The organism is Mesoflavibacter sp., assembly GCF_964226795.1.
In the GTDB taxonomy this organism is placed as follows: Bacteria; Bacteroidota; Bacteroidia; order Flavobacteriales; family Flavobacteriaceae; genus Mesoflavibacter; species Mesoflavibacter zeaxanthinifaciens.
Genome location: NZ_CAXQQP010000003.1, coordinates 19,740 through 46,265, shown reverse-complemented (window position 1 = coordinate 46,265; position 26,526 = coordinate 19,740). Strand labels below are relative to the sequence as shown.

The 26,526-nt window shown below is 30.1% G+C and carries 22 protein-coding genes; 8 read left to right on the top strand and 14 right to left on the bottom strand.

The features are described 5' to 3' along the window. Positions 1-56 precede the first annotated feature (56 nt). Positions 57-3,017 (top strand): glycoside hydrolase family 3 N-terminal domain-containing protein, encoded by a 2,961-nt coding sequence (locus tag ACEQT4_RS01275; RefSeq protein WP_370225640.1) that lies wholly within the window; start codon positions 57-59, stop codon positions 3,015-3,017. Positions 3,018-3,106: 89 nt separating this feature from the next. Then, complete coding sequence (gene bshA, locus ACEQT4_RS01270; protein WP_370225638.1) at positions 3,107-4,243, top strand: N-acetyl-alpha-D-glucosaminyl L-malate synthase BshA; 1,137 nt, start codon at positions 3,107-3,109, stop codon at positions 4,241-4,243. A 51-nt stretch (positions 4,244-4,294) separates the two neighbouring features. On the opposite strand, the gene ACEQT4_RS01265 is transcribed toward bshA, so the two are convergent. Then, positions 4,295-4,783: a hypothetical protein gene (locus ACEQT4_RS01265; RefSeq protein ID WP_027879039.1), complete on the bottom strand. Its 489-nt coding sequence runs from the start codon at positions 4,781-4,783 to the stop codon at positions 4,295-4,297. A 133-nt stretch (positions 4,784-4,916) separates the two neighbouring features. Between ACEQT4_RS01265 and ACEQT4_RS01260 the strand changes: the two genes are divergently transcribed. Next, positions 4,917-7,811, top strand: coding sequence for an FAD-binding and (Fe-S)-binding domain-containing protein (locus tag ACEQT4_RS01260; RefSeq protein WP_370225637.1), 2,895 nt, complete (start codon positions 4,917-4,919; stop codon positions 7,809-7,811). On the opposite strand, the gene ACEQT4_RS01255 is transcribed toward ACEQT4_RS01260, so the two are convergent. Both ACEQT4_RS01255 and ACEQT4_RS01250 read right to left on the bottom strand, forming a co-directional pair. Continuing rightward, positions 7,803-8,639, bottom strand: coding sequence for a hypothetical protein (locus ACEQT4_RS01255; RefSeq protein ID WP_370225636.1), 837 nt, complete (start codon positions 8,637-8,639; stop codon positions 7,803-7,805). The two genes, ACEQT4_RS01260 and ACEQT4_RS01255, sit on opposite strands and share 9 nt — an antisense overlap. A 52-nt stretch (positions 8,640-8,691) precedes the next feature. Next, positions 8,692-9,528, bottom strand: coding sequence for a UDP-2,3-diacylglucosamine diphosphatase (locus tag ACEQT4_RS01250; protein WP_027879036.1), 837 nt, complete (start codon positions 9,526-9,528; stop codon positions 8,692-8,694). A 175-nt stretch (positions 9,529-9,703) separates the two neighbouring features. On the opposite strand from ACEQT4_RS01250, the gene aroC reads away from it, so the two are divergent. The 3 genes from aroC to ACEQT4_RS01235 all read left to right on the top strand — a co-directional run bounded on the left by aroC (position 9,704) and on the right by ACEQT4_RS01235 (position 13,363). Beyond that, complete coding sequence (gene aroC / locus ACEQT4_RS01245; protein ID WP_027879035.1) at positions 9,704-10,762, top strand: chorismate synthase; 1,059 nt, start codon at positions 9,704-9,706, stop codon at positions 10,760-10,762. Between the two features lie 73 nt (positions 10,763-10,835). After that, positions 10,836-12,161 carry a dicarboxylate/amino acid:cation symporter gene (locus ACEQT4_RS01240; protein ID WP_370225635.1) on the top strand — a complete coding sequence of 442 codons (1,326 nt, stop codon included), beginning with the start codon at positions 10,836-10,838 and terminating at the stop codon, positions 12,159-12,161. Positions 12,162-12,214: 53 nt separating this feature from the next. After that, positions 12,215-13,363 carry a sulfurtransferase gene (locus tag ACEQT4_RS01235; RefSeq protein WP_370225634.1) on the top strand — a complete coding sequence of 383 codons (1,149 nt, stop codon included), beginning with the start codon at positions 12,215-12,217 and terminating at the stop codon, positions 13,361-13,363. 390 nt (positions 13,364-13,753) lie between these two features. Here ACEQT4_RS01235 and ACEQT4_RS01230 read toward each other — a convergent pair whose 3' ends face one another. Then, the gene (locus tag ACEQT4_RS01230) at positions 13,754-14,170 is read right to left on the bottom strand and encodes a thiol-disulfide oxidoreductase DCC family protein (protein WP_370225633.1); all 417 of its coding nucleotides are present in this window, start codon (positions 14,168-14,170) and stop codon (positions 13,754-13,756) included. A gap of 41 nt (positions 14,171-14,211) precedes the next feature. Here ACEQT4_RS01230 and ACEQT4_RS01225 point away from each other — a divergent pair, with 41 nt between their 5' ends. Next, on the top strand, positions 14,212-14,670 hold the full coding sequence (locus tag ACEQT4_RS01225; RefSeq protein ID WP_370225631.1) for a DUF962 domain-containing protein: 459 nt from the start codon (positions 14,212-14,214) through the stop codon (positions 14,668-14,670). 1 nt (position 14,671) lies between these two features. On the opposite strand, the gene ACEQT4_RS01220 is transcribed toward ACEQT4_RS01225, so the two are convergent. From ACEQT4_RS01220 to ACEQT4_RS01200, 5 genes are all read right to left on the bottom strand, one after another. After that, positions 14,672-16,846 carry a DNA mismatch repair protein MutS gene (locus tag ACEQT4_RS01220; protein WP_370225630.1) on the bottom strand — a complete coding sequence of 725 codons (2,175 nt, stop codon included), beginning with the start codon at positions 16,844-16,846 and terminating at the stop codon, positions 14,672-14,674. A 115-nt stretch (positions 16,847-16,961) separates the two neighbouring features. After that, positions 16,962-18,143 carry an AbiH family protein gene (locus tag ACEQT4_RS01215; protein ID WP_370225629.1) on the bottom strand — a complete coding sequence of 394 codons (1,182 nt, stop codon included), beginning with the start codon at positions 18,141-18,143 and terminating at the stop codon, positions 16,962-16,964. 102 nt (positions 18,144-18,245) lie between these two features. Beyond that, on the bottom strand, positions 18,246-18,959 hold the full coding sequence (locus ACEQT4_RS01210; RefSeq protein WP_370225628.1) for a DUF3307 domain-containing protein: 714 nt from the start codon (positions 18,957-18,959) through the stop codon (positions 18,246-18,248). Then, on the bottom strand, positions 18,956-19,555 hold the full coding sequence (locus ACEQT4_RS01205) for a SatD family protein (RefSeq protein WP_223076708.1): 600 nt from the start codon (positions 19,553-19,555) through the stop codon (positions 18,956-18,958). The genes ACEQT4_RS01210 and ACEQT4_RS01205 overlap by 4 nt, the downstream gene beginning before the upstream one ends. Before the next feature lie 96 nt (positions 19,556-19,651). Further along, positions 19,652-21,142, bottom strand: coding sequence for a YfcC family protein (locus ACEQT4_RS01200; protein ID WP_370225626.1), 1,491 nt, complete (start codon positions 21,140-21,142; stop codon positions 19,652-19,654). Between the two features lie 339 nt (positions 21,143-21,481). Between ACEQT4_RS01200 and ACEQT4_RS01195 the strand changes: the two genes are divergently transcribed. Then, positions 21,482-22,147 (top strand): uracil-DNA glycosylase, encoded by a 666-nt coding sequence (locus ACEQT4_RS01195; RefSeq protein ID WP_370225625.1) that lies wholly within the window; start codon positions 21,482-21,484, stop codon positions 22,145-22,147. A gap of 204 nt (positions 22,148-22,351) precedes the next feature. Here ACEQT4_RS01195 and ACEQT4_RS01190 read toward each other — a convergent pair whose 3' ends face one another. The 5 genes from ACEQT4_RS01190 to ACEQT4_RS01170 form a co-directional block, all read right to left on the bottom strand. Further along, positions 22,352-23,206 carry a substrate-binding domain-containing protein gene (locus ACEQT4_RS01190; protein WP_370225624.1) on the bottom strand — a complete coding sequence of 285 codons (855 nt, stop codon included), beginning with the start codon at positions 23,204-23,206 and terminating at the stop codon, positions 22,352-22,354. Positions 23,207-23,267: 61 nt separating this feature from the next. Beyond that, complete coding sequence (locus tag ACEQT4_RS01185; protein WP_370225623.1) at positions 23,268-24,137, bottom strand: nucleoside phosphorylase; 870 nt, start codon at positions 24,135-24,137, stop codon at positions 23,268-23,270. Continuing rightward, positions 24,137-25,069, bottom strand: a complete 933-nt coding sequence (locus ACEQT4_RS01180; protein WP_370225621.1) for a DUF1835 domain-containing protein — start codon at positions 25,067-25,069, stop codon at positions 24,137-24,139. Before ACEQT4_RS01180 ends, ACEQT4_RS01185 begins: the two co-directional genes overlap by 1 nt. A gap of 2 nt (positions 25,070-25,071) precedes the next feature. Further along, positions 25,072-25,398, bottom strand: coding sequence for a translation initiation factor (locus ACEQT4_RS01175; protein ID WP_370225620.1), 327 nt, complete (start codon positions 25,396-25,398; stop codon positions 25,072-25,074). A 71-nt stretch (positions 25,399-25,469) separates the two neighbouring features. Continuing rightward, positions 25,470-26,417, bottom strand: coding sequence for an isopenicillin N synthase family dioxygenase (locus tag ACEQT4_RS01170; protein WP_370225619.1), 948 nt, complete (start codon positions 26,415-26,417; stop codon positions 25,470-25,472). Positions 26,418-26,526: the final 109 nt, after the last annotated feature.

The window sequence follows — 26,526 nt, the reverse complement described above, 5'->3', positions numbered from 1 at the left end:
TATACTAATTTGGCATAGTTTTTAGTTGAATATATAAAAACAGACAACTCATTTTTATGCATAAATTATTTTTCTTAGCTATATTTTGTTTATTCTCTATTTTCTCTATTTCTCAAAATAGTGATAACCCTTTATTAACCAAAGACAAAGAAGCCCAAAAAAAATGGGTAGATAGTGTGTATAATAGTTTATCATTAAACGAGAAAATTGGTCAATTATACATGGTTCAACTGTTTTCTAACGGAGATGGTCCATCAAAAGATGATATATTAAAGCTTATTGAAGACAATAAAATTGGCGGAATTATCTACAGTAAAGGAGGACCAGTTAGACAGGCTCAATTAAATAATCAGTTGCAAGCAGCTTCAGCTACACCGTTATTAATTGGTATGGATGCAGAATGGGGATTAAGTATGCGATTAGATTCAACCTATTCTTTTCCTTGGAATATGACACTTGGCGCCGTAAAAAATAACGAACTAATTGAACAAACAGGAAGACAATTAGGCGAGCATTGCAAACGTTTAGGTGTTCATTTTAATTTTGCTCCTGTTGTAGATATTAATACCAATCCCAACAACCCGATTATAGGTAATCGTTCTTTTGGGGAAGATAGAGATAATGTTACAGAAAAAGCTTTAGCTTTTATGAAAGGTATGCAAAGCGCAGGCGTTTTAGCTAATGCAAAACATTTTCCTGGTCACGGAGATACGTCTTCAGATTCACATAAAACCTTACCAACAATAGATTTTTCAGCAAAAAGAATTGATTCTATTGAGCTTTATCCATATAAAAAACTAATAAAAAAAGGACTATCTAGTGTAATGGTAGGACACTTAAACGTACCAAGTTTAACAGGTCAAGAAGGTTTACCATCTTCAATATCTAGTATAATTATAAAAGATATATTAAAAGAACGTTTAAAGTTTAAAGGATTAATTTTTACAGATGCTTTAACAATGAAAGGTGTTTCAGAATATGTAAGTCCTTCAATCGACGGAAATAAAATAAATAGACTTGATACAGCAGGTGATGTGGATTTAGCTGCTTTTTTAGCAGGTAATGATGTAATGCTAATGTCAGAAAATGTTGCTGCTGGTATTAATAAAATAGCTGTAGCATATCAAACTGGTAAAATTACTGAAAAACGCTTAGCACATTCGGTTAAAAAAATATTAATGGCTAAATACAAAGTTGGATTAAATAACTATAAACCAATTTCTACTAAAAATTTAGTTGAAGATTTAAACCGAATTAAAGATGATGTTTTGTATGAGAAATTAATGGAAAACGCCATTACTATTGCTAGAGACTCTATAAAACAGTTACCATTTAGGCATTTAGAAACTAAGAAAATAGCCTATGTAAAACTAGGAGATGATTCTGGTGATGTCTTTTATAATGAGTTAAAAAAATATACAGATGTTCATATAATTTCAGATGATAATTTAGATAATTTAATTAGTAAACTTCAAAATTATAACACTGTAATTATTGGTTTTCATAAGTCAAATGATAACCCTTGGAAGTCATACAAATTTTCTGATAAAGAATTAACCTGGTTATATGAAATAGCAAGAAACAATAATGTTGTTTTAAATGTTTTTGCAAAACCATATGCGTTAATGGATTTAAAAACGATTTCTAATTTTGAAAGTATTATTGTTAGCTATCAAAATAGTGATATTGCACAACAAAAATCAGCTCAGTTAATTTTTGGTGCTATCCCTGCAAGAGGTTGCTTATCTGTTTCTGCGGGTCCTTATTTTTCCGTTGGAGATGGCGTCCAAACAAATAGTTTAGATCGATTAGGATATTCTACACCAGAGCGAGTAGGCATGTCTAGTATGATATTAAAAAAAGTAGATTCTATAGCCAATTATGCGATAACTAATAAAATGACGCCAGGTATTCAGTTAATTGTAGCTAGACACGGTAAAGTAATTTACAATAAAAACTTTGGTAAACATACATATGAAGGTGATGAACAAGTAAAGTTTAATGATATTTATGATGTAGCTTCTCTTACTAAAATTGTAGCTACATTACCATTATTAATGGAATTAGAGGAGCAAGGAGTTGTAAGCTTAGATACAAAACTTTCCGATATCATACCAGAATACAAAAATTCTAATAAAAAAGATGTGACTTTAAAACGCATGTTATCACATTATGCACAGTTAAAACCATGGATTCCTTTTTATTATAAAACATTAGATACACTTACTAAAAAACCGTCATTAAAATACTATAGAAAAGAAAAAACAAAGGGATTTACAGTTAAAGTTATGCCTGATTTATATATGCGAGACGATTATAAAGACTCTATAAATGGTATTATTAAAGACACAGATTTATTATCAAGATTAAGATACAGATACAGTGATTTGCCGTATTATATTTTAAAACAATATATAGAAAAACACTACGATAAACCTTTAGATGAACTTGTTCAAGATCATTTCTACAAATCATTAGGTGCCAATTACACAACTTATAATCCTTCTGAAAAATTTAGTAACAAACACATAGTTCCTTCAGAAAATGATGATTATTACCGTTTCCAAACTGTACAAGGATATGTGCATGATATGGGCGCAGCAATGCAAGGTGGTGTTGGTGGTCATGCAGGTATTTTTAGTAATGCTAATGATATTGCCAAAATCATGCAGTTGTTTTTACAAAAAGGGTTTTATGGAGGAAAACGCTATTTTAAAAGTGAAACATTAGATAAATTTAATACATGTTATTTCTGCGAAAGTGATAACCGTCGTGGTATTGGTTTTGACAAACCACAATTAGGAGATGTTGGACCAACATGCGGTTGTGTTAGTATGACTAGTTTTGGACATTCTGGCTTTACAGGTACTTATGCATGGGCAGATCCAGAAACAGAAATTGTATATGTTTTTATGGCAAATAGAACCTATCCAACATCTATGGGAAAAAACATGTTACTTAGAGAAAACATAAGAACAAATATTCAAGAAGTTATATATGAAGCAATTATTGAATAACTATAATCTTTTGTAAGTTTTAATTAAAATTATTGACCAACTTATAAATATTTGAAAGTTAAATCTTTCAATTAAAACCAATCAAATAAATGAGAATAGCCATAGTATGTTATCCAACCTTTGGCGGTAGTGGTGTAGTTGCAACAGAATTAGGTTTAGAATTATCCAAGCGTGGACACCAAATTCATTTTATAACCTATAATCAACCAGTGCGATTAGAGTTATTAGGTAATAATGTGCATTTTCACGAAGTAAATGTTCCAGAATATCCATTATTTCATTATCAACCATACGAGTTAGCTTTATCAAGTAAATTGGTAGATATGGTAAAGCTTCATAAGATTGAAGTTTTGCATGTGCATTACGCAATACCTCATGCCTATGCTGCATATATGGCACAAAAAATGTTGTTAGAAGAAGGTATTTATGTACCAATAGTAACAACTTTACACGGTACAGATATTACACTTGTAGGTAATCATCCATTTTACAAACCAGCAGTAACATTTAGTATTAACAAATCTGATGCTGTTACAACAGTATCACAAAGTTTAAAAGAAGATACGCTGCGTTTGTTTAATATAAAAAAGGATATAAATGTAGTTGCTAACTTTATAGATATTTCTAGGTTTAATCATGATTTTACAGATTGTCAACGTGCTATGATGGCAACAGAAGATGAAAAAATTATAACACACATTAGTAATATGCGAGAAGTTAAACGTATACCAGATGTAATTAAAGTGTTTTATAATATTCAAAAAGAAATACCAGCCAAATTAATGATGGTTGGAGAAGGACCAGAACGCGAACCTGCAGAACGTTTATGTGAAGAATTAGGTATTGCAGATAAAGTAGTTTTCTTTGGGAATAGTAACGAGATTGATCGCATACTATGTTTTTCAGATTTATTTTTACTACCTAGTAAAACCGAAAGCTTTGGGCTTTCTGCTTTAGAAGCTATGGCGTCAGGTGTTCCTGTAATTTCAAGTAATACAGGTGGAATACCAGAAGTTAATAAAGAAGGTTTTTCTGGATTTTTAAGTGAAGTAGGAGATGTTGAAGATATGAGTAAAAATGCGATTTATATTTTAAAAGATGAAAGTAGATTTAAAGCGTTTAAGAAAAATGCTAAGTCACAAGCCAAAACTTTTGATATACAACAAATCGTTCCAAAATACGAAGCTATTTATCAAGAAACCCTTAATAAATGTAAAGTATATTAATAAAAAAAACCATCTAATCTAGATGGCTTTTTTATTTGTATTTTAATTGGTTTAGAATCTATATCTAATCCCTAAAGCGATGTCAAAATCTAAATCATCTCTATAATCTCCAAATCCTAATTCAGGTCTAGCATCTAAAGATAACTGTAACGGAATATCAAAATTATATTCAATACCAATATCTCCAGCTACAAATAAAAATGTTTCGCTATCATCATCAAGACCAGGTATATCATTGTCAAAACTATAAGAACCTAATCCTCCACCAGCACCTGCATACCAGTTAAAACCACCATCAATATTCCATACCCATTGGTATAAAGCAGCTAATTTAAATCCATCGTAGTTATTCCCGCTTCTTAAACCTAAGTCAGCTTCTAAACGATTGTTATCTCCTAAAGCTCTTTGATAAGATATTTCTGCCCCAAAACCATCACTATCTCCTAAACGTAATCCAATTGCGTTTGGAGAAATGTCTTGAGCAAACGTAAATGTTGCAAAACCTAATAATGCAACAGTTGTAATAATAAGATTTTTCATAAATTTTAATTGTTTTGGTTTTACGTAAAATTAATTATAAAACGTTTCAAATGTTAAAATTCGTTCATAAATCGTTGTTAATATTAGTTAACATGTCTTAAATTTGATTTTTAGCAAAAACATCCTAACACTTATGAACGCTAAGCTTCAAGCACTTTCAAAAAACTTAGACGGAACACTTCATTTTGATCAACTATTAAAAACATTATACGCTACAGATGCTTCTGTTTATAGGATTTTACCACTTGCGGTTGCTTATCCAAAAACAGTAAATGACATAATTAAACTTATTGATTTTGCTAAAAACAACAAAACTTCATTAATACCGCGTACTGCAGGTACATCACTTGCTGGTCAATGTGTTGGTAGCGGAATTGTAGTTGATGTTTCAAAGCATTTCAATAAAATAATAAGTTTAGATAAAAATAATAAAACAGTAACCGTACAACCTGGTGTTGTTCGTGATCAATTAAATAACTATTTAAAACCCTTTGGATTATTTTTTGGTCCAAATACATCTACGTCTAATCGCTGTATGATTGGCGGAATGGTTGGTAACAACTCATCAGGGACAACGTCTATTAAATATGGAGTGACAAGAGATAAGGTTATTCAATTAAAAACTATTTTAAGTGATGGAAGTGAAGCTGTTTTTAATTCAAAAACTAAAAGTGAAATTCAGCAATTAAAATCTAATAATACCTTAGAAGCCAATATTTATAAGGTTTTAGATGAAATTATTTCTTCAGAAGAAACCGTAAACGAAATAAAAAAGAACTTTCCAAAACCTGAAATTCATAGAAGAAACACTGGTTACGCAATTGACGAACTAATAGAAAAAGAAGATATTAACGTCGCTAAATTATTATCAGGAAGCGAAGGTACATTAGCGTTTACCACCGAAATCACCTTGCAATTAGACGCTTTACCACCAAAACATCGCGTCATGGTTGCCATGCACTTTAAAACTATTGAAGATTGTTTAAATGCAGTAAAACCAGCAATGCAACACGATTTGTTTAATTGCGAAATGATGGATAAAACCATATTAGATTGTACAAAAGCCAATAAAACCCAACAAGAAAATAGAAGCTTTATAGTAGGTGATCCTGTGGCAATTTTAATGTGCGAAGTTAGAGCAAACACATTAACAGACGCCAAAGACAAAGCAAATGCTTTTATTATTGATATTGAAACACATAATTTAAGCTACGCTAATCCTATTTTAATAGAAGATGAAATAGATAAAGCTAACAATCTAAGAAGTGCAGGTTTAGGATTATTAGGTAATATTGTTGGCGATAAAAAAGCGGTTGCTTGTATTGAAGATACAGCTGTAACTGTTGATGATTTAGCCAATTACATTAATGAATTTACTGCTTTAATGAAGCGTTACAACCAGAATGCAGTGTATTATGCGCATGCTGGTGCTGGCGAGCTTCATCTACGTCCAATTTTAGATTTAAAGCAATCTGAAGACGTTAAATTATTTAGGCAAATTACAACCGATGTAGCCAAATTAGTGAAAAAATATAATGGCTCTTTTAGTGGCGAACATGGTGATGGTATTGTACGTGCAGAGTTTATCGAGTTAATGATAGGTAGCAAAAATTACCAAACACTAAAGCAAATAAAGTACACTTTTGATCCTGATAATATTTTTAATCCTGGTAAAATTGTAGATGCATTACCAATGGATAAAAACTTACGCTATCAACCCGATAGAGTAGAACCTAGTATTGAAACTAAACTTGATTTTTCTAAATCTTTAGGGATTTTACACGAAGCTGAAAAATGTAACGGATCAGGAGATTGTAGAAAATTGCCAGAATTTGGCGGTACAATGTGTCCAAGTTACAGAGCTTCAAAAAACGAAAAAGATACCACAAGAGCTAGAGCCAATGCGTTACGTGAGTTTTTAACGACTTCGGATAAAGAAAACAAATTCAATCATAAAGAATTAAAAGATGTTTTTGATTTGTGTCTAAGCTGTAAAGCTTGTGCTAGCGAATGCCCAAGTAGTGTTGATGTTGCTAGTTTGAAAGCCGAGTTTTTATATCAATATCAAAAAGAGAATGGAGTTAGTTGGCGCACCAAATTGTTTGCTTACAACAATCAATTAAATGTATTTGGAAGACGTTTTAAAAGTGTAACTAATTTTATGTTTTCTAATAAAATTTCAGCTTCATTAATTAAAAAAAGTTTTGGAATTGCGTCTAAAAGAAGTTTGCCTTTATTATCAAGTGTTAGTTTAGATAAATATTACCAAAATGCTAAAAATCAATTAATTGAAAATAATTTAATAAAAAAAGTATATTTATTTAATGATGAGTTTACCAACCAATTAGATAGCCAAATAGGTCAAGATGCAATAACAGTGTTAAACGCGTTAAATTATCAAGTTGAAATTGTAAACCATACCGAATCTGGTCGTTCGTTTTTATCCAAAGGATTATTGGACCAAGCAAAAACCGTAGCAGATAAAAATGTTGAAACTTTTAAAAAGTTAATTACTGAAAACACACCTTTAATAGGCATAGAACCTTCAGCTATTCTAACGTTTAAAGATGAATATTCTAAGTTAGTAGATGATAAAATTTCAGCAGAACGTATTGCTAAGCACACCTTTTTAATTGAAGAATTTATTAGTAATGAAATTGCTAAAGGACACATCACTTCAGATCAATTCACTCTTGAAGAAAAAACAATAAAATTTCATGGACATTGCCATCAAAAAGCATTGTCTAATCAAATACATAGTTTTAACGTTTTAAACCTTCCTAAAAATTATAAAGTTACAATCATACCAAGTGGTTGTTGTGGTATGGCAGGAAGTTTTGGTTACGAAAAAGAACATTTTGATATAAGTATGCAAATAGGCGAGCAAACTTTATTTCCAGCAATAAGAAAAGCTGATAAAAACACTGTTATTAGTGCAAATGGTACTAGTTGTAGGCATCAAATAAAAGATGGAACTCAGAAAACTGCATATCATCCAATAACTATATTAAAAGAAGCTTTATTGTAAAGTGTAACTTGTCAATTCTTGTGTGTTTAATATTGACGTGCTTGTTGGTAGCATGCTTAAATCTACACCTAGTTGCTGTAAAATGGTTACTGTATTTTCGTTTAAAGAATAACCAATATTAGCATTAGCGGTAATCAATCCTATATCTTTTGCATAAAACGCATCTACAGATAAGACATTTTGAGTATCTAAAAGACTTATGGTTTGCGTTAAACCAAATACAGACACTTCTGTAGATACAGATAATTCAAGTGAAATATTAGCAGATGTTACAGTATCAAAATTTGCACCTAAAACTTCCATATTTTCTAGGTTTTCTAACTGTGTGCTAAACAAAGAATAATTAATAGTTATTGGGTATCCTTGAAAGTCTTGAGCAAAAGTACCTGACTGTGTATATAGTATTTCGCCATTTGGTGCTTCAGTATTGTATAATAACGCATTTTCTAAAACAATATTAAAATCAAATCCGTCAATAGGTAAGCCTATTGTTCCGTTAGAAACTAAAGTGGTTTCTGTTAAAGATAAATCTCCAGTGGTTAAAATGCCACTCATAGTTCCATTAGCTACGCCATTATCATTAACTGATAAAGAAAATCCTGAGGCATTTTCACTTTCAACCTTTAAAACGTCTTGACTATTTGTAGTTTCGTTTGTATTGTTATTTGTGTTTTCTATATCATAATTCCATTGGTTATCAATGGATAATGGTAAAAACTCACCAGAAAATTGAATTTGATTATTTATTTCTGAATCATCACTATCATCAGAACAATTAAATAAAAATAGACTTAAAAATAAGAGTAAAATAGATTGCGTAAGTTTCATGTGGTGCGTTTTTTACAAAGTAAAGAAACTTAATCTATTTTAAAAAACCGAATTATTTCATTGGTTTCATAACTGTAATTGCCGCAATCAATTCGGCTTCTGTCATTTCTTTAAGATCTTCATCAGCATAAAAGGCAGAAAGTTTATCTTCGCTGTATTTGTATAGTTTCCAGCGTTTAAACTGATATTCTAAAGCAGTAAAGTTTTCAACCCAATCACCAGAATTTAAATAGTGTGTTTTTCCTTTTTTAGACTCTACGATTTCATTTTTTGGCTGGTGTATATGACCACAAATCACATAATCGTAACCGTTTTCTATAGCTAAATCTGTAGCTGTCTTTTCAAAATTACTAATGTATTTAACTGCAGATTTTACGCTGTTTTTGATACGTTTTGATAAAGAATACCTTTCTTTTCCTAAGTTAACTAACATCCAATTAGTAAAACGGTTTATTAAAATTAAAAGGTCATAACCATAACCACCAAGTTTTGCTAACCATTTAGCATTTTGGATTGAGGCATCAAAAACATCTCCATGAAAAATCCAAGCTTTTTTATCGTCTAATTCTAAAACTAATTTATTAACAACTGCAATGTTTCCAATTTCGGTATCAGTAAACTTTCTAAGCATTTCGTCATGATTTCCAGTAATGTAAGTTACTTTTGTTCCTTTTGCAGCAAATGATACAATTTTTTTAATCACTTGCATATGTGATTTAGGAAAATAACGCTTACTAAACTGCCAAACATCTATAATATCACCATTTAAAATTAAATGTTTTGGTTCTATACTATTTAAATAGGTAAGAAGTTGTTTAGCATGGCAACCATAAGTACCAAGATGCACATCAGATATAACTACAATTTCAACTTTTCTTTTAAATTTCAATACTTTAGATTTTTTACGCTACAAATATTGATAATGTTTGTTAATACAACGTGTCTTTACAATTATTTAATTATCAGTATATTGTTAAGTTAATATTATCAATTTTTTAAAGTTGAAATAAAACCTGTTTTGTTTAGGCATTTTTTATGATTACATTAGCGTAAATTAAATATTTATGGCAGGAAATAGCTTCGGAAACTTATTTAAACTTACCACATTTGGTGAGTCACACGGAACTGCAATTGGCGGAATTATAGATGGTTGTCCACCAGGAATTGAATTAGATTTTGAAGCGATCCAGCACGAAATGAATCGTCGTAAACCAGGACAATCAAAAATTGTAACCCAACGTAAAGAACCAGACGAAGTCAAATTTCTTTCTGGTATTTTTGAGGGTAAAACTACCGGTACACCAATTGGTTTTGTTATAGAAAATGCCAATCAAAAATCTAAAGACTATTCGCATATTAAAAATGCATACAGACCAAGTCATGCAGATTTTGTATACGATAAAAAATACGGGTTTAGAGATTATCGTGGTGGCGGACGCAGTAGTGCTAGGGAAACTGCGAGTAGAGTAGTAGCTGGTGCTATTGCTAAGCAAATGCTTAATACTATACAAATTCATGCTTATACATCTTCTGTTGGTGATATTTTTCTTGAAAAACCGTACCAAGATTTAGACTTTTCTAAAGTAGAATCTAATATTGTACGTTGTCCAGATGAAGAATATGCTGATAAAATGATTGAAAAAATCAAGCAAATCAGAAAAGAAGGTGATACTATAGGAGGAACAGTAACTTGTGTATTAAAAAATGTGCCAATTGGATTAGGCGAGCCTGTTTTTGATAAATTACATGCAGAGTTAGGTAAAGCTATGCTATCAATAAACGCCGTAAAAGGCTTTGAATATGGTAGCGGATTTTGCGGCGCTAAGATGAAAGGTAGTGAACATAACGACCAATTTAATATTGACGGAAGTACCAAAACAAATCTTTCTGGTGGTATCCAAGGAGGAATAAGTAACGGTATGGATATTTATTTTAGAGTTGCTTTTAAACCTGTAGCAACAATTATGCAAGATCAAACCACTATTGATAAAGAAGGGAATGAAGTTGAAATGCAAGGTAAAGGAAGACACGATCCTTGTGTTGTACCTCGTGCTGTACCCATTGTAGAAGCTATGGCTGCACTGGTTTTAGCTGATTATTTTTTGATCAATAAAATTTACTAAAAATATAATAAGCTTATAAAGAACTATAAACTAACTAATTACAGAATTTATCTAAGGAAAAGAAATATATTATATGAAGAAACTAGCGTTACATTGGAAGATTATTATAGGAATGATACTAGGGATAATTTTTGGTTTTTTAATGAATACCATTGATGGCGGAAAATTATTTACAACACATTGGATTGCACCATTCGGTAAAATTTTTATTAATCTTTTAAAGTTAATTGCTGTTCCTTTAATCTTAGCTTCATTAATTAAAGGAGTATCTGATTTAAAAGATATTTCAAAAATTAAAAAAATGGGCTTACGTACCATTGGTATTTACATAGCAACAACTTTAGTAGCTATTGTTATTGGTTTAAGCATTGTAAATATTGCAAAACCAGGTACAGGTATGCCTAAGGATACCATCGAAAAAATTAAAATGAAGTATGAAAATGATGCAGGTGTTGTTGATAAATTAAATAAAGCAAACGCAACTAAAGATGCTGGTCCATTACAACCTTTAGTAGATATTTTCCCGAGTAATATATTTCAATCTTTTGCAGATGCTTCAATGTTGCAAGTCATATTTTTCGCATTATTTGTTGGTATCTGTCTGTTGCTAATTGGAGAGAAAAAAGCCAAACCTATGGTAGATTTTTTCGATTCACTCAACGAGGTCATCATGAAAATGGTCGATTTAATTATGCTTTTTGCTCCTTACGCAGTATTTGCACTAATGGCAAATGTGATTATTGCTTTTGATGATACAGAAATTTTACTAAAACTTTTATTATATGCATTATGTGTTGTTGGAGGATTGTTTTTAATGATTTGTTTTTATTTGATTTTAGTTAGTGTTTATGCTAAAAAATCACCATTATGGTTTTTAAAACAAATTAGTCCAGCACAATTATTAGCATTTTCAACCTCAAGTAGTGCAGCAACTTTACCAGTAACTATGGAGCGTGTAGAAGAACATATTGGTGTAGATAAAGAAGTTTCTGGATTTGTATTACCTGTTGGTGCTACTGTCAATATGGACGGCACAAGTTTGTACCAAGGTATAGCAGCTGTTTTTATTATGCAGGTAATTTGGCCAGAAGGATTAACTTTTACCAATCAAATTGTTATAATTTTAACCGCATTATTAGCTTCTATAGGTAGTGCTGCTGTGCCAAGTGCAGGTATGGTAATGTTAGTTATTGTTTTAGAATCTATTGGTTTTCCTGCAGAATTATTACCAATTGGATTAGCCTTGATATTTGCAGTAGATAGACCTTTAGATATGTGTCGTACTGTGGTAAATGTAACTGGTGATGCTACTGTATCAATGTTAGTTGCAAAATCATTAGATAAATTGCATGAGCCACATCCAAAAGAATGGGATGACAATTATGAAGATGTAAAATAATCATGTATTATAATTATTCTAAATTTAAACAGATAAAAACTTAATATCTAATTATGGATGGTTTTGATAATATTGTTTCTGTAAAGTGGTTAAAAGATCATTTAAACCATCCAAACGTTGTTGTTTTAAATGGAACAATACAAAAAGTTTCTAGCAACTTTCAATCAGAAGAACAACAAATAGAAAATGCTAGATTTTTTGATATAAAGAATGCTTTTAGTGATGCTTCAGCAGAATTTCCTAATACAATTCCTTCTGAAATTCAATTTCAAACCGAAGCACAAAAATTAGGAATAAATCACGATGATTTTATTGTTGTTTATGATGAATTTGGAATATATTCAAGTCCGCGTGTTTGGTGGTTATTTAAAACATTTGGACATAACAATGTAGCTGTTTTAGATGGAGGTTTTCCTGAATGGAAGGCTCAGAAATTTCCAACAGAAGTTAAAACTGAAAAACAATATAACTCAGGAAATTTTATAGCTAAATACAAACCAAATAACATTGTCTATTTTGAATCTTTAGAAGCTATAAATAAAGATCCAAATTTTAAGATTATCGATGCAAGGTCTAACGATCGTTTTATGTGTCGCGTACCAGAACCAAGAGAAGGTTTACGCTCAGGATATATACCAAACTCGGTTAATTTACCATATCAAAATATCTTAAACGAACATAAATTTCAGCATAAAGAACAAATAGCTTCAACTTTTAAAGATTTAGCAAACAATAATCAACATTTAGTGTTTACTTGTGGCTCTGGTATTACAGCTTCAATTTTAAGTTTAGCTGCAACACTATTAGGTTATAACAATAGCGTTTACGATGGTTCGTGGACAGAATACGGAACTTTAACAACAGGAAACATGCAAGATCCTAAACAATGGTCTAAAGAAGAATTATTAGCATACATTTTAATTTTTGTAGCTCATTCTGATTTAGAAGAAACCAAAAAAGAAAAAGAATATATTTTATCTAGAGTCGATAAGGATATTTACAAAAGAGTAGAAGAGAAGTTTAACCAAGATAATGATTACCAAAGCATACAAAATATTATCGAAGCTGTAAAAACTCATGACTATTATCGTAATGATTTAGCAGATTTATTTGCTGATATAAAATTAATGGCTTTTGCAGATGGTGGTTTTGATATTATGGAAAAAGAAGCTTATCATTATCTAAAAAAGATTTTAAAATAATTAAATATTTAAACCTCTTTACCTAAAAAATTAAATCTCAAAACATTACATTGTCCATTAGTAATCTAAGCTAAACAAACGGTTAGACATGCCTTTTGTTTAGAACTTAACTCGTTCCTTACTAACAGAAGTAAGGGTTAAGTTAACAGTAATGCTTTGAGATCTTTTATTACTTACTCTCAATGCTAAATTAATTTGAAAGTATAAACTAAAAAATATGTAATTAGGGAAGTATAGTTTTTATCAAGTAAACTAATACTTTGGGTGAGATAAAGCTTTTTGATGCATTTTCTCATTCTTCAAAAAACACTCGAAGTGTCGCGGTTTTATATATCTTAAACTCGTCGATTCTAGTATTGCGACAATAGGAGTATTGTATCGAGAACCATATTACTCCAAAAATTTGCTCTTTAACTCTGGTGTAGGAATCATACAAGCTTCTTTTTTACCGTACCATTTGTAGCGGTTTTTGGCTATAAAATCGTAAACCATATTTCTGATAAAAGCAGGAACAATTAAAAACATTGAAAGTAGAGCGTAAGGAAACCCTAAATCTTTAGATATATATAATGCTGCTGTAGACTTCAACTTAAGTCCTTTTTCTTCAGAATATAATAAAATTGAATCTGTTTTTGCGGTATCAATATTGTATTTATTAATGATCTCTTGTCCAGCTTTACCTTGTAAAGGAGCAAACATAAACTGATTCTTTTTGTCATGCTTTATTACAAATTGAACAGAGTTATTGCACAGGTTGCAAACGCCATCAAAAAGTATTAATTGTTTATGCTTTGGTAAGTGATTCATAATAACAAAAATAATTTAATATATTTACTAAAACCAATTATATGAGAACAGCTAAAGAATGGTTTGATAGTTACGCAGTAAGCCATCAAAACCCAACAAATATTTCTATTCACTTTATTTGTGTGCCTGCAATTTTTTTAAGTATAGTTGGTCTGTTTATGTCTATTCCTAGTGTTTTTTTAAGTCGTTTTTTACCACATCCTATTATAGCAAACTGGGCTTTTGTTGTATTAGCTTTTGTTTTAGTGTTTTTTTATTTTAGAATGTCTTTAAAAATTGGTTTACAAATGCTGTTTTTTTCTGCATTTTGTCTAATAGTAAATTACTTTATAGCTCAATATTTTAATTTAGCAATTACATCTATAATAATTTTTGTCTTAGCATGGATTGGCCAATTTTATGGACATAAAGTAGAGGGTAAAAAACCTAGTTTTATTGATGATTTACAGTTTTTATTAATTGGTCCAGCTTGGGTTATTTACAAAATGTTTGGTAAATAATTTACTTTTTTACCGCTTCTACCAATTCTAATTGGTCTAAGCTTACGTTAGTTGTAAACACACCATAATTAACAATAGCTTTACCTTTATCGTCAATACTATCAATACTTCCTACTGCTTTACCATCTTGCATACGTACGCGGTCACCAACCTTTAAAACTGGTTTTGGTGGTGCTGGTTTTTCAGCTTCTTTTTTCTTCGCTTCTTTCTTTTTCTTACGTATAACTTCTACCTTTTTCTCTGCTTCTTCTTTTACTTGTTGTTGTTTTGCTTTTTCGGCTTTTGCTTGTTTGGCAGATTGTTTTTTACGTTTAGAATTTTCAATTTGGACAAGTTTGAACAATTCAGCCATTAATTCACGTTTACGCTTATTGTTAAAGTAACCTTCGGCTAAATCATTTACTTTTTGACCTAAATAAATCAAACGCTGATTGCTATCATACAATTCTTGATAGCTTTCTAATTTTTTCTGAATTTTAGCATTGATTTCTTCTAATTTATCAGCCTCAGATTGCTTTTTCTTTTCGTTTTTCTTTAGGTTTTCACCTGTTTTTTCAAGCTTTGCGCGTTCTTTTTGAAGTTTAGCAATTGTTGCATCAAAACGTACTTTACTACGTTCTATCTTCTTTTTAGCGCGGTTAATTAAGCTATACGGAATTCCGTTTTTTTGTGCAACTTCAAAAGTAAAACTACTTCCTGCTTGTCCTAATGCTAGTTTGTACATTGGTTCTAACGTACGCTCGTTAAACATCATGTTGGCGTTAATCATTTCGTCTTTTTCATTAGCTAACAGTTTTAAATTAGCATAATGCGTTGTGATTATTCCAAATGCTTTACGGGCATAAAATTCTTCTAAAAACGTTTCGGCTAAAGCGCCACCAAGTTCTGGATCCGATCCTGTACCAAATTCATCTATTAAAAACAGCGTATTCTTGTTTATTTTCTTTAAGAAATAATTCATCTGTTTTAAACGATAACTGTAGGTACTTAAATGATTTTCAATAGATTGATTATCTCCAATATCGCTAACAATACGGTCAAACAAGCAAACTTTACTACGCTCGTGCACCGGAATTAACAATCCGGATTGTAGCATTACTTGTAATAAACCAACAGTTTTTAAGGTGATACTTTTCCCTCCAGCATTAGGTCCAGAAATAACTATAATACGACTATCTTCTTTAAGCTGGATAGTTTGCGGATGTGTTGTTTCTTTTTTCTCTAAATTATTTAAATAGAGTAGTGGATGAAAGGCATCACGTAAGTATAGCTCACGATTTTCTGTGATTTCTGGTAAAATCGCATTCATCGATTTGGCATATTTTGCTTTTGCCGAAATCACATCTATTTTAGTTAAAAACGATTGATAAAGCTCTAAAAGCGGTAAATAAAACCTAATGTAATTAGTTACTTCTTTTAAGATACGTACAACTTCTTCGCCTTCTTCGTATTGTAAATTGTTAAGTTCTCTAGTGTGTTGTAAGGTGGTTTCTGGCTCTATATAAACAATGCTTCCTGTTTTGCTTCCGCCCATAATTGCGCCTTTAACCTTACGTCTGTACATCGCTTTTACAGCCAATACACGTTTATTATCGACTACAGATTCTCTAATGTCATCTAGGTATTCTAAATTATGATAATGGTTTAGAGCACTTGTAAAACTAGAGTTAATCTTTCCTTTTAACTTGTTAATTTGTTGGCGTAGTTGGTATAATGTTGGTGAAGCATCGTCTTTAACCTCATTAAATCGGTTTACAACACTATCTATTTTGTTTATAATATCTGTAGTAACTTCAATTTTATTGCTAAACTGCTGTAAAGTTGGATAATAGGTTTCGAACTTTTTAAAAAATTTGATTAAATCGTTACTGGTTAATGATATAGAAACTAATTTTTTTAGACTATGTGGCTCTAAAAAAGTGTTTTCAATTTTTAGTAGTTTTAATTCTTTTGTAATTGAATCGAAACCGTGATTTGGTATGCGATTATCGTTATAAAAAGACGAAATATACTCGTTAGTTAATTGTAACGAAAATAGTAATGTCTCTTTGTCTTTGTATGGCGAAATAGAAAGCGCAGCTTCATTACCCAAAGCAGTGATACAATACTCACTAACTTGGTTTAAAACGGTTGCAAACTCTAAATCTTGTAACGTTTTTTGATGAATGTTTATCATGTCTATCCTGTCTGCTTTTGCAGAACTTTCAATGCTGGATTAATTCTTTTATAGCGTTGCAAAGGTAAGGAATTGTGGTTGGAAAACATTAGTCAAAAAAACTATATGATTAAATTTAATAATCAATTATTAATGAATTTAATTGAGATGTATAAGATTTTACAAACACTAAATAGTTTTCTTTCATCATATATTCAATATCATTTTCGCCTCGAATAGAAAATAAATTAAGTAAAAGTTTAGATTTAGCATTTTCGTCATGATATATGATCACTATTTTTTTGTAATTAGATTCTAATTTTTTTATAAAATCAAAAACTTCATTAATATACTTTTTATCTGATCTATCTAATGAATGGCCCCAAAAGAAAAACATGTAATCATTTTCTATATCTTGAAACTCTTTCAAGAATAAATAATCTGTTTGGTAATTTAGCTTTTGATAAGTTTTTGTAAATGGTATAAAATAATTTTTGTCAACAAAGTCATCAACAATTTCATTAATTCCTAAAACTATATTATTTCTTTCTGATTCTATATTACCATGTAAATAATTAGTTTTAACATCTATAAAATCTGTAACTTTTTCAAATGTTGGTGTGTAATTAAATGTAAAGTGATGTGTAAACTGTTTTAAAAAATAGTATTCGTCCTTTAATTTTAAGTTATCATAAAATGGGAATACAAATATTTTAAAATAATAGTTAAATATTTTTTTAAAATTATTTAAGTTTAATAATAATGATTTAGATATTTTATCTAAATCAATGTCAATGTAAGAATCGTATTTACTTATCAAAAAGTCTTCATTAAGAATAAAAAGAGATTTATTACTCTTATGAATTTCAATTATTTTAAATGTCTTTAAAACATATATTACTTCTGCATTATTATTAAAAATGGTATTCCGATAAAAAGAATCTTTTTTTGTCAAGGAACCTTTTTCAAAAATTTCTTTTCTAATACTTTTAGAAGAAGTAAATAAAATTTTTAAAACTCTTTCTATTTTATTTTCAAAATCAATCCAAGTATCAATTCTATACTCAGAACTAAAAAAAATATACCATAAATTGTTTTTCAATAAAATTTTTAAATCATTAATTGATTCAACATTTATTTTAAAGGATTTATATTTTCGTAAAATATTTTCATACTTATCCACATTAGAATATATTTGATTAAATTCATATTTATCATTTTGTTCTACAAAATTTAAAATATTTATAAAATCACTGTAAGATGTAGGTAAATTATAATTTAGGTCAAAACCATTTCCTGTAATTAGTACTTTTCTCATAATTAATTTAAAAAATTAAGTTAACAGAACAATCAATCAGATACAATCGATTAAGTGAATAAGTTATTGAAAGTTATTAACGCTTAAAAATTTATTTAGCAGCTAATTTTTTATAACAAAATTAAAAAGTAAACCAACTGCTATAGCGATACCAAAGCTTAACAATGTACCTATTAGGACATATTCGGTAAGTTTTCTGTTTTTAGCTTTAGATAAATCACCAAATCTAAATACAGATTTTGCAGTTATTAGCAATCCAATAGCGCTCCATTGATTTAACACGATAAATCCAAAGACAAACAAACGCTCTAGTATGCCTATGTATTTTCCTGCTTTATCTAAAGAGTTTTCTGCATCGTCTTCATCTAACTTCCATTTATTCATTATTAGTTGCATAATTACGGAAGAAACTGATGTTAATGTCATTAATGCTAATAACAAAGCTATGACTTCTTTAGAGTAAATAATATTAATATCAAACTTATAGTTTGTATATAAAGCTGAAACAATTAGTATTACTATAATATGTGCTATCTGGTCTGCAATAAACAGATAGTGTGCTTTTATTTTATTATTTAAATAGAGTTTTATTAAATCTATTATATAATGAGATACTGTAATAGCTAAAATACCTATCCAGAAACTAAATTTAAACTTTAAAAGAATTATTAAGGCTAAAGCATGTATAAGGACATGAAAATAAAGGTATTTTGATTTATGCTTCTTTTTATTTTTTTGCTTGACCCATTTTTTTGGTTGTAACACAAAATCACCAATTACGTGAGCTAATAATAGTTTTAATAAAAGTACAATCATAGGTTTAAGATTTGTTCTTTATAGAACGCGTTTAACTGCATAATTTCTTCATATCCGCCTCTTTTTAAAGCTTCGCTAATGGTGCTTTGAGATTTTCCTAAAAGTAAAGCAATGTCATTTTGGTTTTTTTCAGGATTTTCTATTACTGTACTAATTACCTTTGCAACAGTATTACTCCAACTATTGGCTGTTAACAAAGCTAGATTAATCATAATATTAATCGTGTTGTCCCATTTTTTGTTTTCAGATACAACTGTTAATGTTTGTTTTTTAAGAGATTCAAAACCTTCACCAGAATTAACAAAAGCAGTTCCGTTAGATTCAGATATAGTTTTACTATCATAAGATTGTTCTCCTAAACCTATTGCTATGCGTACATCATAAGGTTTTACTTGTTTTATTACAGCCTTAATATGCAAAGCTATACGTAAAGCATTTTCTGGATTTGTTTTTAATTGAAAACTATCGCCTCTAAATATTTCCCAATCTTTTGGTGTCTGTCCATAAAGATTAAGTGTTGACTTTAGTTGATTTAACCACAAGGATGTTTGACCTTGTCTAGAATTAATAATATCTCCTGTTAATACTGCTATCATGTATATTTTTTTATAAAGATATCGTTTTAAAACACGATTACCAAAAAAATCGTCTTATAAACCGATATTTTAAAATATCGTTATATAAGACTATAATTATAAGTAGCAAGATATTGTCATTACAATTAGTGTAAAAACAACTAGAGTAATAAATAGAGGCATTATAAACTTTAACCATTTATCAAAACCAATTTTTACTACTGCTAAAGAGGCTAATATTAAACCTGTAGGGTTAATCATATAAAATAATCCCATACCATATTGGTAGGCATTAACTACAATTTCTCTTCCAATTCCCACGCTATCTGCTAACGGAGACATAATTGGCATAGTCAACACAGCCATACCAGAACTACTAGGTATAAAAAATGATAAGCCTGCGTAGATTGCAGTCATAGCGCTTGCAAAAACACCTTTATTCATGCCTTCTGTTGCAGAGCTTGCATAAAACAATAAAGTATCACTTATCAAACCATCAGCCATAATTACAGTCACACCACGAGCAATACCTATAATTAATGCAACACCTAATAAATCACTTGCGCCTCTAATAAAAGTATCTATAAAATCACTTTCATTAATTTTTGCAATAACACCTATAATAATTGATCCAACTAAAAATGTAGTAGTCATTTCTATAAACCACCATTCTAAAAAGACAACACCATAAATCATAATTACAAAACATAATGCAAATACAAATAAGGCTAAACGTAATCTGCTATTAAAATTAACTTTCTTTTTGTCATGTTTAAATAGCGCAGCGATTTGTTGTTGCTGGTCGTAAACTATAGATTTAGTAGGATCATTTTGTACACGTTTACCATAACGTATAATATATATTAATGAAATGGTTAAACATGCTAAAAGCATTATAAATCTTCCCCAAATACCTGTTGTCCAGCTAATACCAGCAGCATCGCTTGCTATAATAACACTAAACGGATTAATTGTAGAACACATGGTACCAATTGTACTTCCTAAAAAGATACACGCAATACCAACAATAGCGTCGTAACGTGCTGCTAAAAACACAGGAATTAAAATAGGGAAGAAGGCAATAGTTTCTTCAGCAAAACCAAAGGTTGTTCCACCAGCAGCAACCAATATTGTCACAAATATGATTAGGATAAATTCGCGTCCTTTTAATGAGTTAGCCAACCAACCAATTCCTGCGTCAAAAGCTCCTGTACTATTAATAATACCAATTAATCCACCAATAATTAGTACTAAAAAAATAATATCTGCTGCTTCTATAACTCCTTTGATTGGTGATTTTACAAAATCAAAAAAACCTTGTGGTTTAGCTTTTAATTGATGGTATGTATTTGGAATATTTATTGGTTTATAAATATCTCCGTTTGTGAATTTTTCTAGAGGAATTTTAATATTTAAGTTTTCTAAAGTTTGTTGAGTTGCTGGTAAATTTTCAGTTTCAGTGATACCAGTTTTAGTAAATGTGTTGCCAGCACTGTTATAGCCTAAAGTTTCATATTTTCCTGCAGGAATTACCCAAGTTAATAAAGTTACTAATCCTGCAATGATTAGTAAAATGGTTTGTGCTGAAGGGAATTTTAGTTTTTTCATATGTATTAAATACTTATTATAATCTGAGAACTATTTTAAATTTAAAGATGCTTCGACAAGCTTAGCATGACAATTAATTTATGTTGTCATGTCGAATGTATATGAAATATCACATAACGCTTTTTCTAAATAATGCGATTTCTCCTTTTCAGTCGAAATGACTAATTTTATTTTGTCATATCGAACGCATGTGAGATATCTTATAATACTTGTTGCAATAAGTGCTGTAATTTCTTCCTATGGTCGAAATGACAAATATTTTTAAAAATAAAGATAGTATTATTTTTATCTTTGAAAGCACTTCAGTAATTAGAAGAATACCATTTTATTTACAAACTTATGAACGTTGATATTAACCCAAGTTGGAACGCTATTTTACAAGACGAATTTGATAAACCGTATTTTAAAAAATTAGCCGAATTTGTAAAGGAAGAATATAGAGAACATCAATGCTTTCCACCAGAAAACCTAATATTTAATGCGTTTAAAAAATGTGCATTAGATCAATTAAAAGTCGTGATTATTGGTCAAGATCCTTATCATAATTACAATCAAGCCAACGGATTATGTTTTAGTGTTAATGATGGTATTGCGCATCCGCCATCTTTAATTAATATTTTTAAAGAAATTGAAACAGATGTAAAAAAAGTATATCCAAAAAGTGGAAATTTAGAACGTTGGGCAGAGCAAGGTGTGTTTTTACTAAATGCAACGTTAACTGTTAGAGCGCACGAAGCTGGTAGCCATCAAAAACAAGGTTGGGAAACCTTTACAGATGCTGTTATTAAAACAATAAGTGATCAAAAAGAAAATGTCATATTTTTACTTTGGGGCGGATTTGCTAAGAAAAAAGTCAAACTAATTGACAGTGAAAAACATCATGTTTTAACATCAGGTCATCCGTCGCCATTAAGTGCTAATCGCGGATATTGGTTTGGGAATAAACACTTTAGTAAGACTAATGCTATTTTAAAGAATAATGGGTTAGAGGAGATAGAGTGGTAATTATTTTTTTAAAACACGTTTACCAATCAAAATCACGATAACTAATGGTAAAAAATAGACTATAATTTGAAACCAAAGCGTTGATGATAATTCAGTTGTATTTGTTTTTGAGTCAAATACAGAAAAGGAGATTTTAATTAAAAGATAAACTATAAAAAGATAGAGTAGTGCTAAGCCAAATATTTTAACAACTGTTTTCATATTCTACAATTCGGCAACAAGGTCTTTATAACTCCACTTTTCTTCTATAATATTTAAATCAAATAGTTGATCTTGTACTTTTTTTATTGTCGCTTCAGAGATGTTTTCTTGGCTCCATTCGGTAAGACTTAACCATTCTTGTACATCTTCTAATTCTTGCTCATATCTATTAGCAATCATACGATCAATACTTGGTATATCTTTAAACTCTGAAGTAGTAGCATTAACAATATCTAAAATGGTTTTTACATCTTCTTTGTTAGTTTTTAAGAACTCTTCTCTAACTGCTATCACAAAGCATGGCCAAGGAGAAGGACAATTACCAACACGTCTAAAAGTACCGTTATCTACTAAAGGTTTTGTGGTAAATTTTTCCCACATAAAATAATCGGCTTTACCTTCTGTAAGACCTTCAACAGCGCCATCTAAGTTTTTTATGACCTCAAAATTAAGATCGGTTTCTAAATTCCAATTATTATTTTTTGCGTTAACATAAGCCATTAAATGAGAACCAGATCCGTATCTACTTATTGCTGCTTTTGTTCCTTTAAGGTCTTCAATTTTATTATAATCAGATTTAGAAGCGACGTGAATTCCCCAAATTAATGGCGACTCTACAAAGACTTGAACAATTTTAGATTTATTACCTGCTATTATATCTTTAATAATCCCTTCTGTTAAAATAACAGCCATATCTATATCACCATCGCGTAAACCTTTGTTCATTGCGCCTGTTCCTCCAAAATAGTCTTTCCAACGTAGATTTATACCTGCATCTTTATATTCTCCATTTTTTAAGCCTAAATACCAAGCCAGATTGAAATGTTCTGGTACGCCACCAATGTTTATTTGTTTCATTTAATGTGTTGTTATGTTTTTCCGCGAAAGCGAAATTCTTAGATATGTTTAAAAAGTTTAATTACTTTGTAAACTTATCTAGCGTGTATTCTATTAAGTTTTCGACTACTTTTTTTGGGTCTTTACTGAAAGTACCATTAGCACGATTTGCAATTATTGCATTAAGTGATAGTGCGTTATGGCCTAAAAGTTTTGATAGACCGTAAATTACAGATGTTTCCATCTCTAGGTTTGTGACTCTAAAACCTTCATGTTTAAATGTGTCCATTTTATGATTTAAATCTGCATCAAAAAGAGGTAATCTTAATACTCTACCTTGTGGACCGTAAAATCCACCAGCTGTTGCTGTCATGCCTTTAAAAATATTTGATCCTTCAAATTGTTTTTCTAAAGCTTTACTATTATTTATGATAATTGGACGTGCTTTTTTACTGTCCCAATTTGTAAAATTTATAAAAGCATCTTCGATTTCTGGATTACTAATATGATCTATCTGATAAAAGTGTAGCATTCCATTTAAATCTAATGCATGCGATGACATTAAAAATGAATCTACAGGTATATCTTCTTGCAAGGAGCCTGAAGTACCAACACGTACAATATTTAATGATGTTAGATTTTCTTTAGGTTGTCTAGTTTTTAAATCTATATTTACTAATGCATCTAATTCATTTAAAACAATATCTATGTTATCTGGTCCGATACCTGTTGATATAACACTTAAACGTTTGCCTTTATAAGTCCCAGTTTGTGTTTTAAATTCTCTTTTTTGTGTGGTAAACTCAATCGAGTCAAAGTGTTTTGTTATTTTTTCGACACGATCTTGATCTCCTACAAAAATTATGGTATCGGATATATGTTCTGGTTTTAAATTAAGGTGGTAAACACTACCATCTGGATTTAAGATTAATTCTGATTCTTGTATTGCCATTATTTGATGGTATTTACTAATTTACTTTCGGTTTTTAAATATTGGAAATCTGACTTTTTTACGCCTCCAAATTGGAAGTCTGATTTCATTTCTTCAAAGAAGTTTTTTTGATGCTCTAAAGCTAAATGACCGCTTCTGTTAAGGGTTAACTGCTCTTCTTTTTCGTCATAGAATATTGAAATATTATCAATTATTCTTTTTATTTGAATATCTCCATAACCGTAATAACCTTGATAATGTAAGCCATAACCAAGTAAATGATGGCGATCTTTTATTTTATACTCATTAATTAGTTTTAAAAGATTATACTCCATCATATTTAATCCTGATCTTGTATCTGGAAAACGTTTCATGTGCGCTTTTAAACAATTGCTCATGTAAATGTAATTAGATGGACGTATAATTAATTCTTTTAATAAGTTATGATCGTTTTCGCAATATACACGCCAAGCTTTTTGTGCAAAAGCTATATCGTCTACATTTAGTTGAATACGGTTTTCGTAATTAAAATTAATTTGTTTTGGAGTTAACTCTCCAAAGCCTTTTAGTTGTTTTTCTCCTTCAATTTTCCCACAATTAACTAGGTATATGGGTAATTGACATTTTTTCTGTTTTAGAAGACTTATTGCGGCTATCATATTGATATGGCAAAACAAATCATATTCAAACCAAAGGATAACTTCTTCGTAACTTTCTAATTCTGAAAGTTTATCTAGCTCTTTTTTAAAAACTTCTGCTTTGTAAGGAATATTATAAGTAGACTCGATAAAATTTTTTCTAATACTGAAAAAATTATCATTATCTATTTCTTTTGTAGTAGGTCCAACGCATAACATTTCGTGCCATGTTAGCATGTCGCCTTCAAAATCTAATTTGGTTAAATACTCTGTTAATACACCACCATTTGTAATATGAAGCGTTTTTTTACCCATAATTAGCCTCCAACACGTTTTACATTAAAACCTTTATCTTTTAATATTTCCATAATTTTATCACGATAATCACCTTGAATAATGATTTTATCGTTTTTAAAACTACCACCAACGCTTAGTTTTTGTTTTAACTCTTTGGCTAGTAGTTTAAAATCTTCATCAGAACCAGTATATCCTTCTAAAATTGTAATGGGTTTTCCTTTACGTTTTTCGTATTTACAAATTATAGGATCATCTTGTAACCAAATGTTGCTTTCTTCTTGCTGTTCTTCGGTTTCTTCAGGGACGTGATCAGGAAATAGATTTTTTAATTGATCTTGTAAATCCATGTTGTTTAGTTTACAGTATCAGTTTGCAGTCACAATTATTTAGAAGAAACAACTGTGACTGCGACTGAAAACTATTTTTTTAATCCTAATTCTCTTAATCGTTGGTCTAAAAATTCTCCAGCAGTAATATCTTCATATTGCTTAGGGTTGTTTTCGTCTACACAACTATCTAATACATCTAATTTCATTTCACTAATTGGATGCATAAAGAATGGAATAGAGTAGCGAGATGTACCCCATAATTCTCTTGGCGGATTAACAACACGGTGAATTGTAGATTTTAATCTATTATTAGTATGGCGTGATAACATATCACCAACGTTAATCATTAATTCATCAGGTTCTGCAATAGCATCAATCCAATCTCCATTATGGTTTTGTACTTGTAAACCACGACCTTGTGCACCCATTAATAAAGTGATTAAATTAATATCACCATGTGCTGCTGCACGAACCGCATTATCTGGTTCTTGAGTAATTGGTGGGTAATGAATTGGTCTTAAAATTGAATTTCCGTTATGGATATAATTATCAAAATACGTTTCTTCTAAACCTAAATGAAGCGCTAAAGCACGTAATACATACTTAGCTGTTTTTTCTAAAGTTTGGTATGCTTTTTTTCCAACGACATTAAAATTAGGAACTTCTTTAACTTCTACATTTTCTGGATATTCTTTAGCACGTTGTGGATCATCTTCTACATATTGTCCAAAATGCCAAAACTCTTTTAAGTCTCCTTCTTTTTTACCTTTTGCACTTTCTTTTCCAAAAGACACATAACCACGTTGTCCACCAATTCCAGGTATTTCGTATTTCTGCTTAGTTTCTACAGGTAATTCAAAAAAGTTCTTTATTTCTTCGTATAAATCGTCAACTAATTTATCGTCTAAAAAATGACCTTTAAGAGCTACAAAACCTATCTCTTCGTAAGCCTTACCAATTTCATCTACAAATTTTTGTTTTCTCTTAGGATCATCAGATAGAAAATCCTCTAAATTAACACTTGGTATTTTATTCATAATGTGTAAAAATTATAATCTTCTAACTACAAATGTAACGAAAACTAAGCAAAAACAGTAGTTTATTTTATTCGTAATTATACTATATTTGGCATAGTATATATTATCA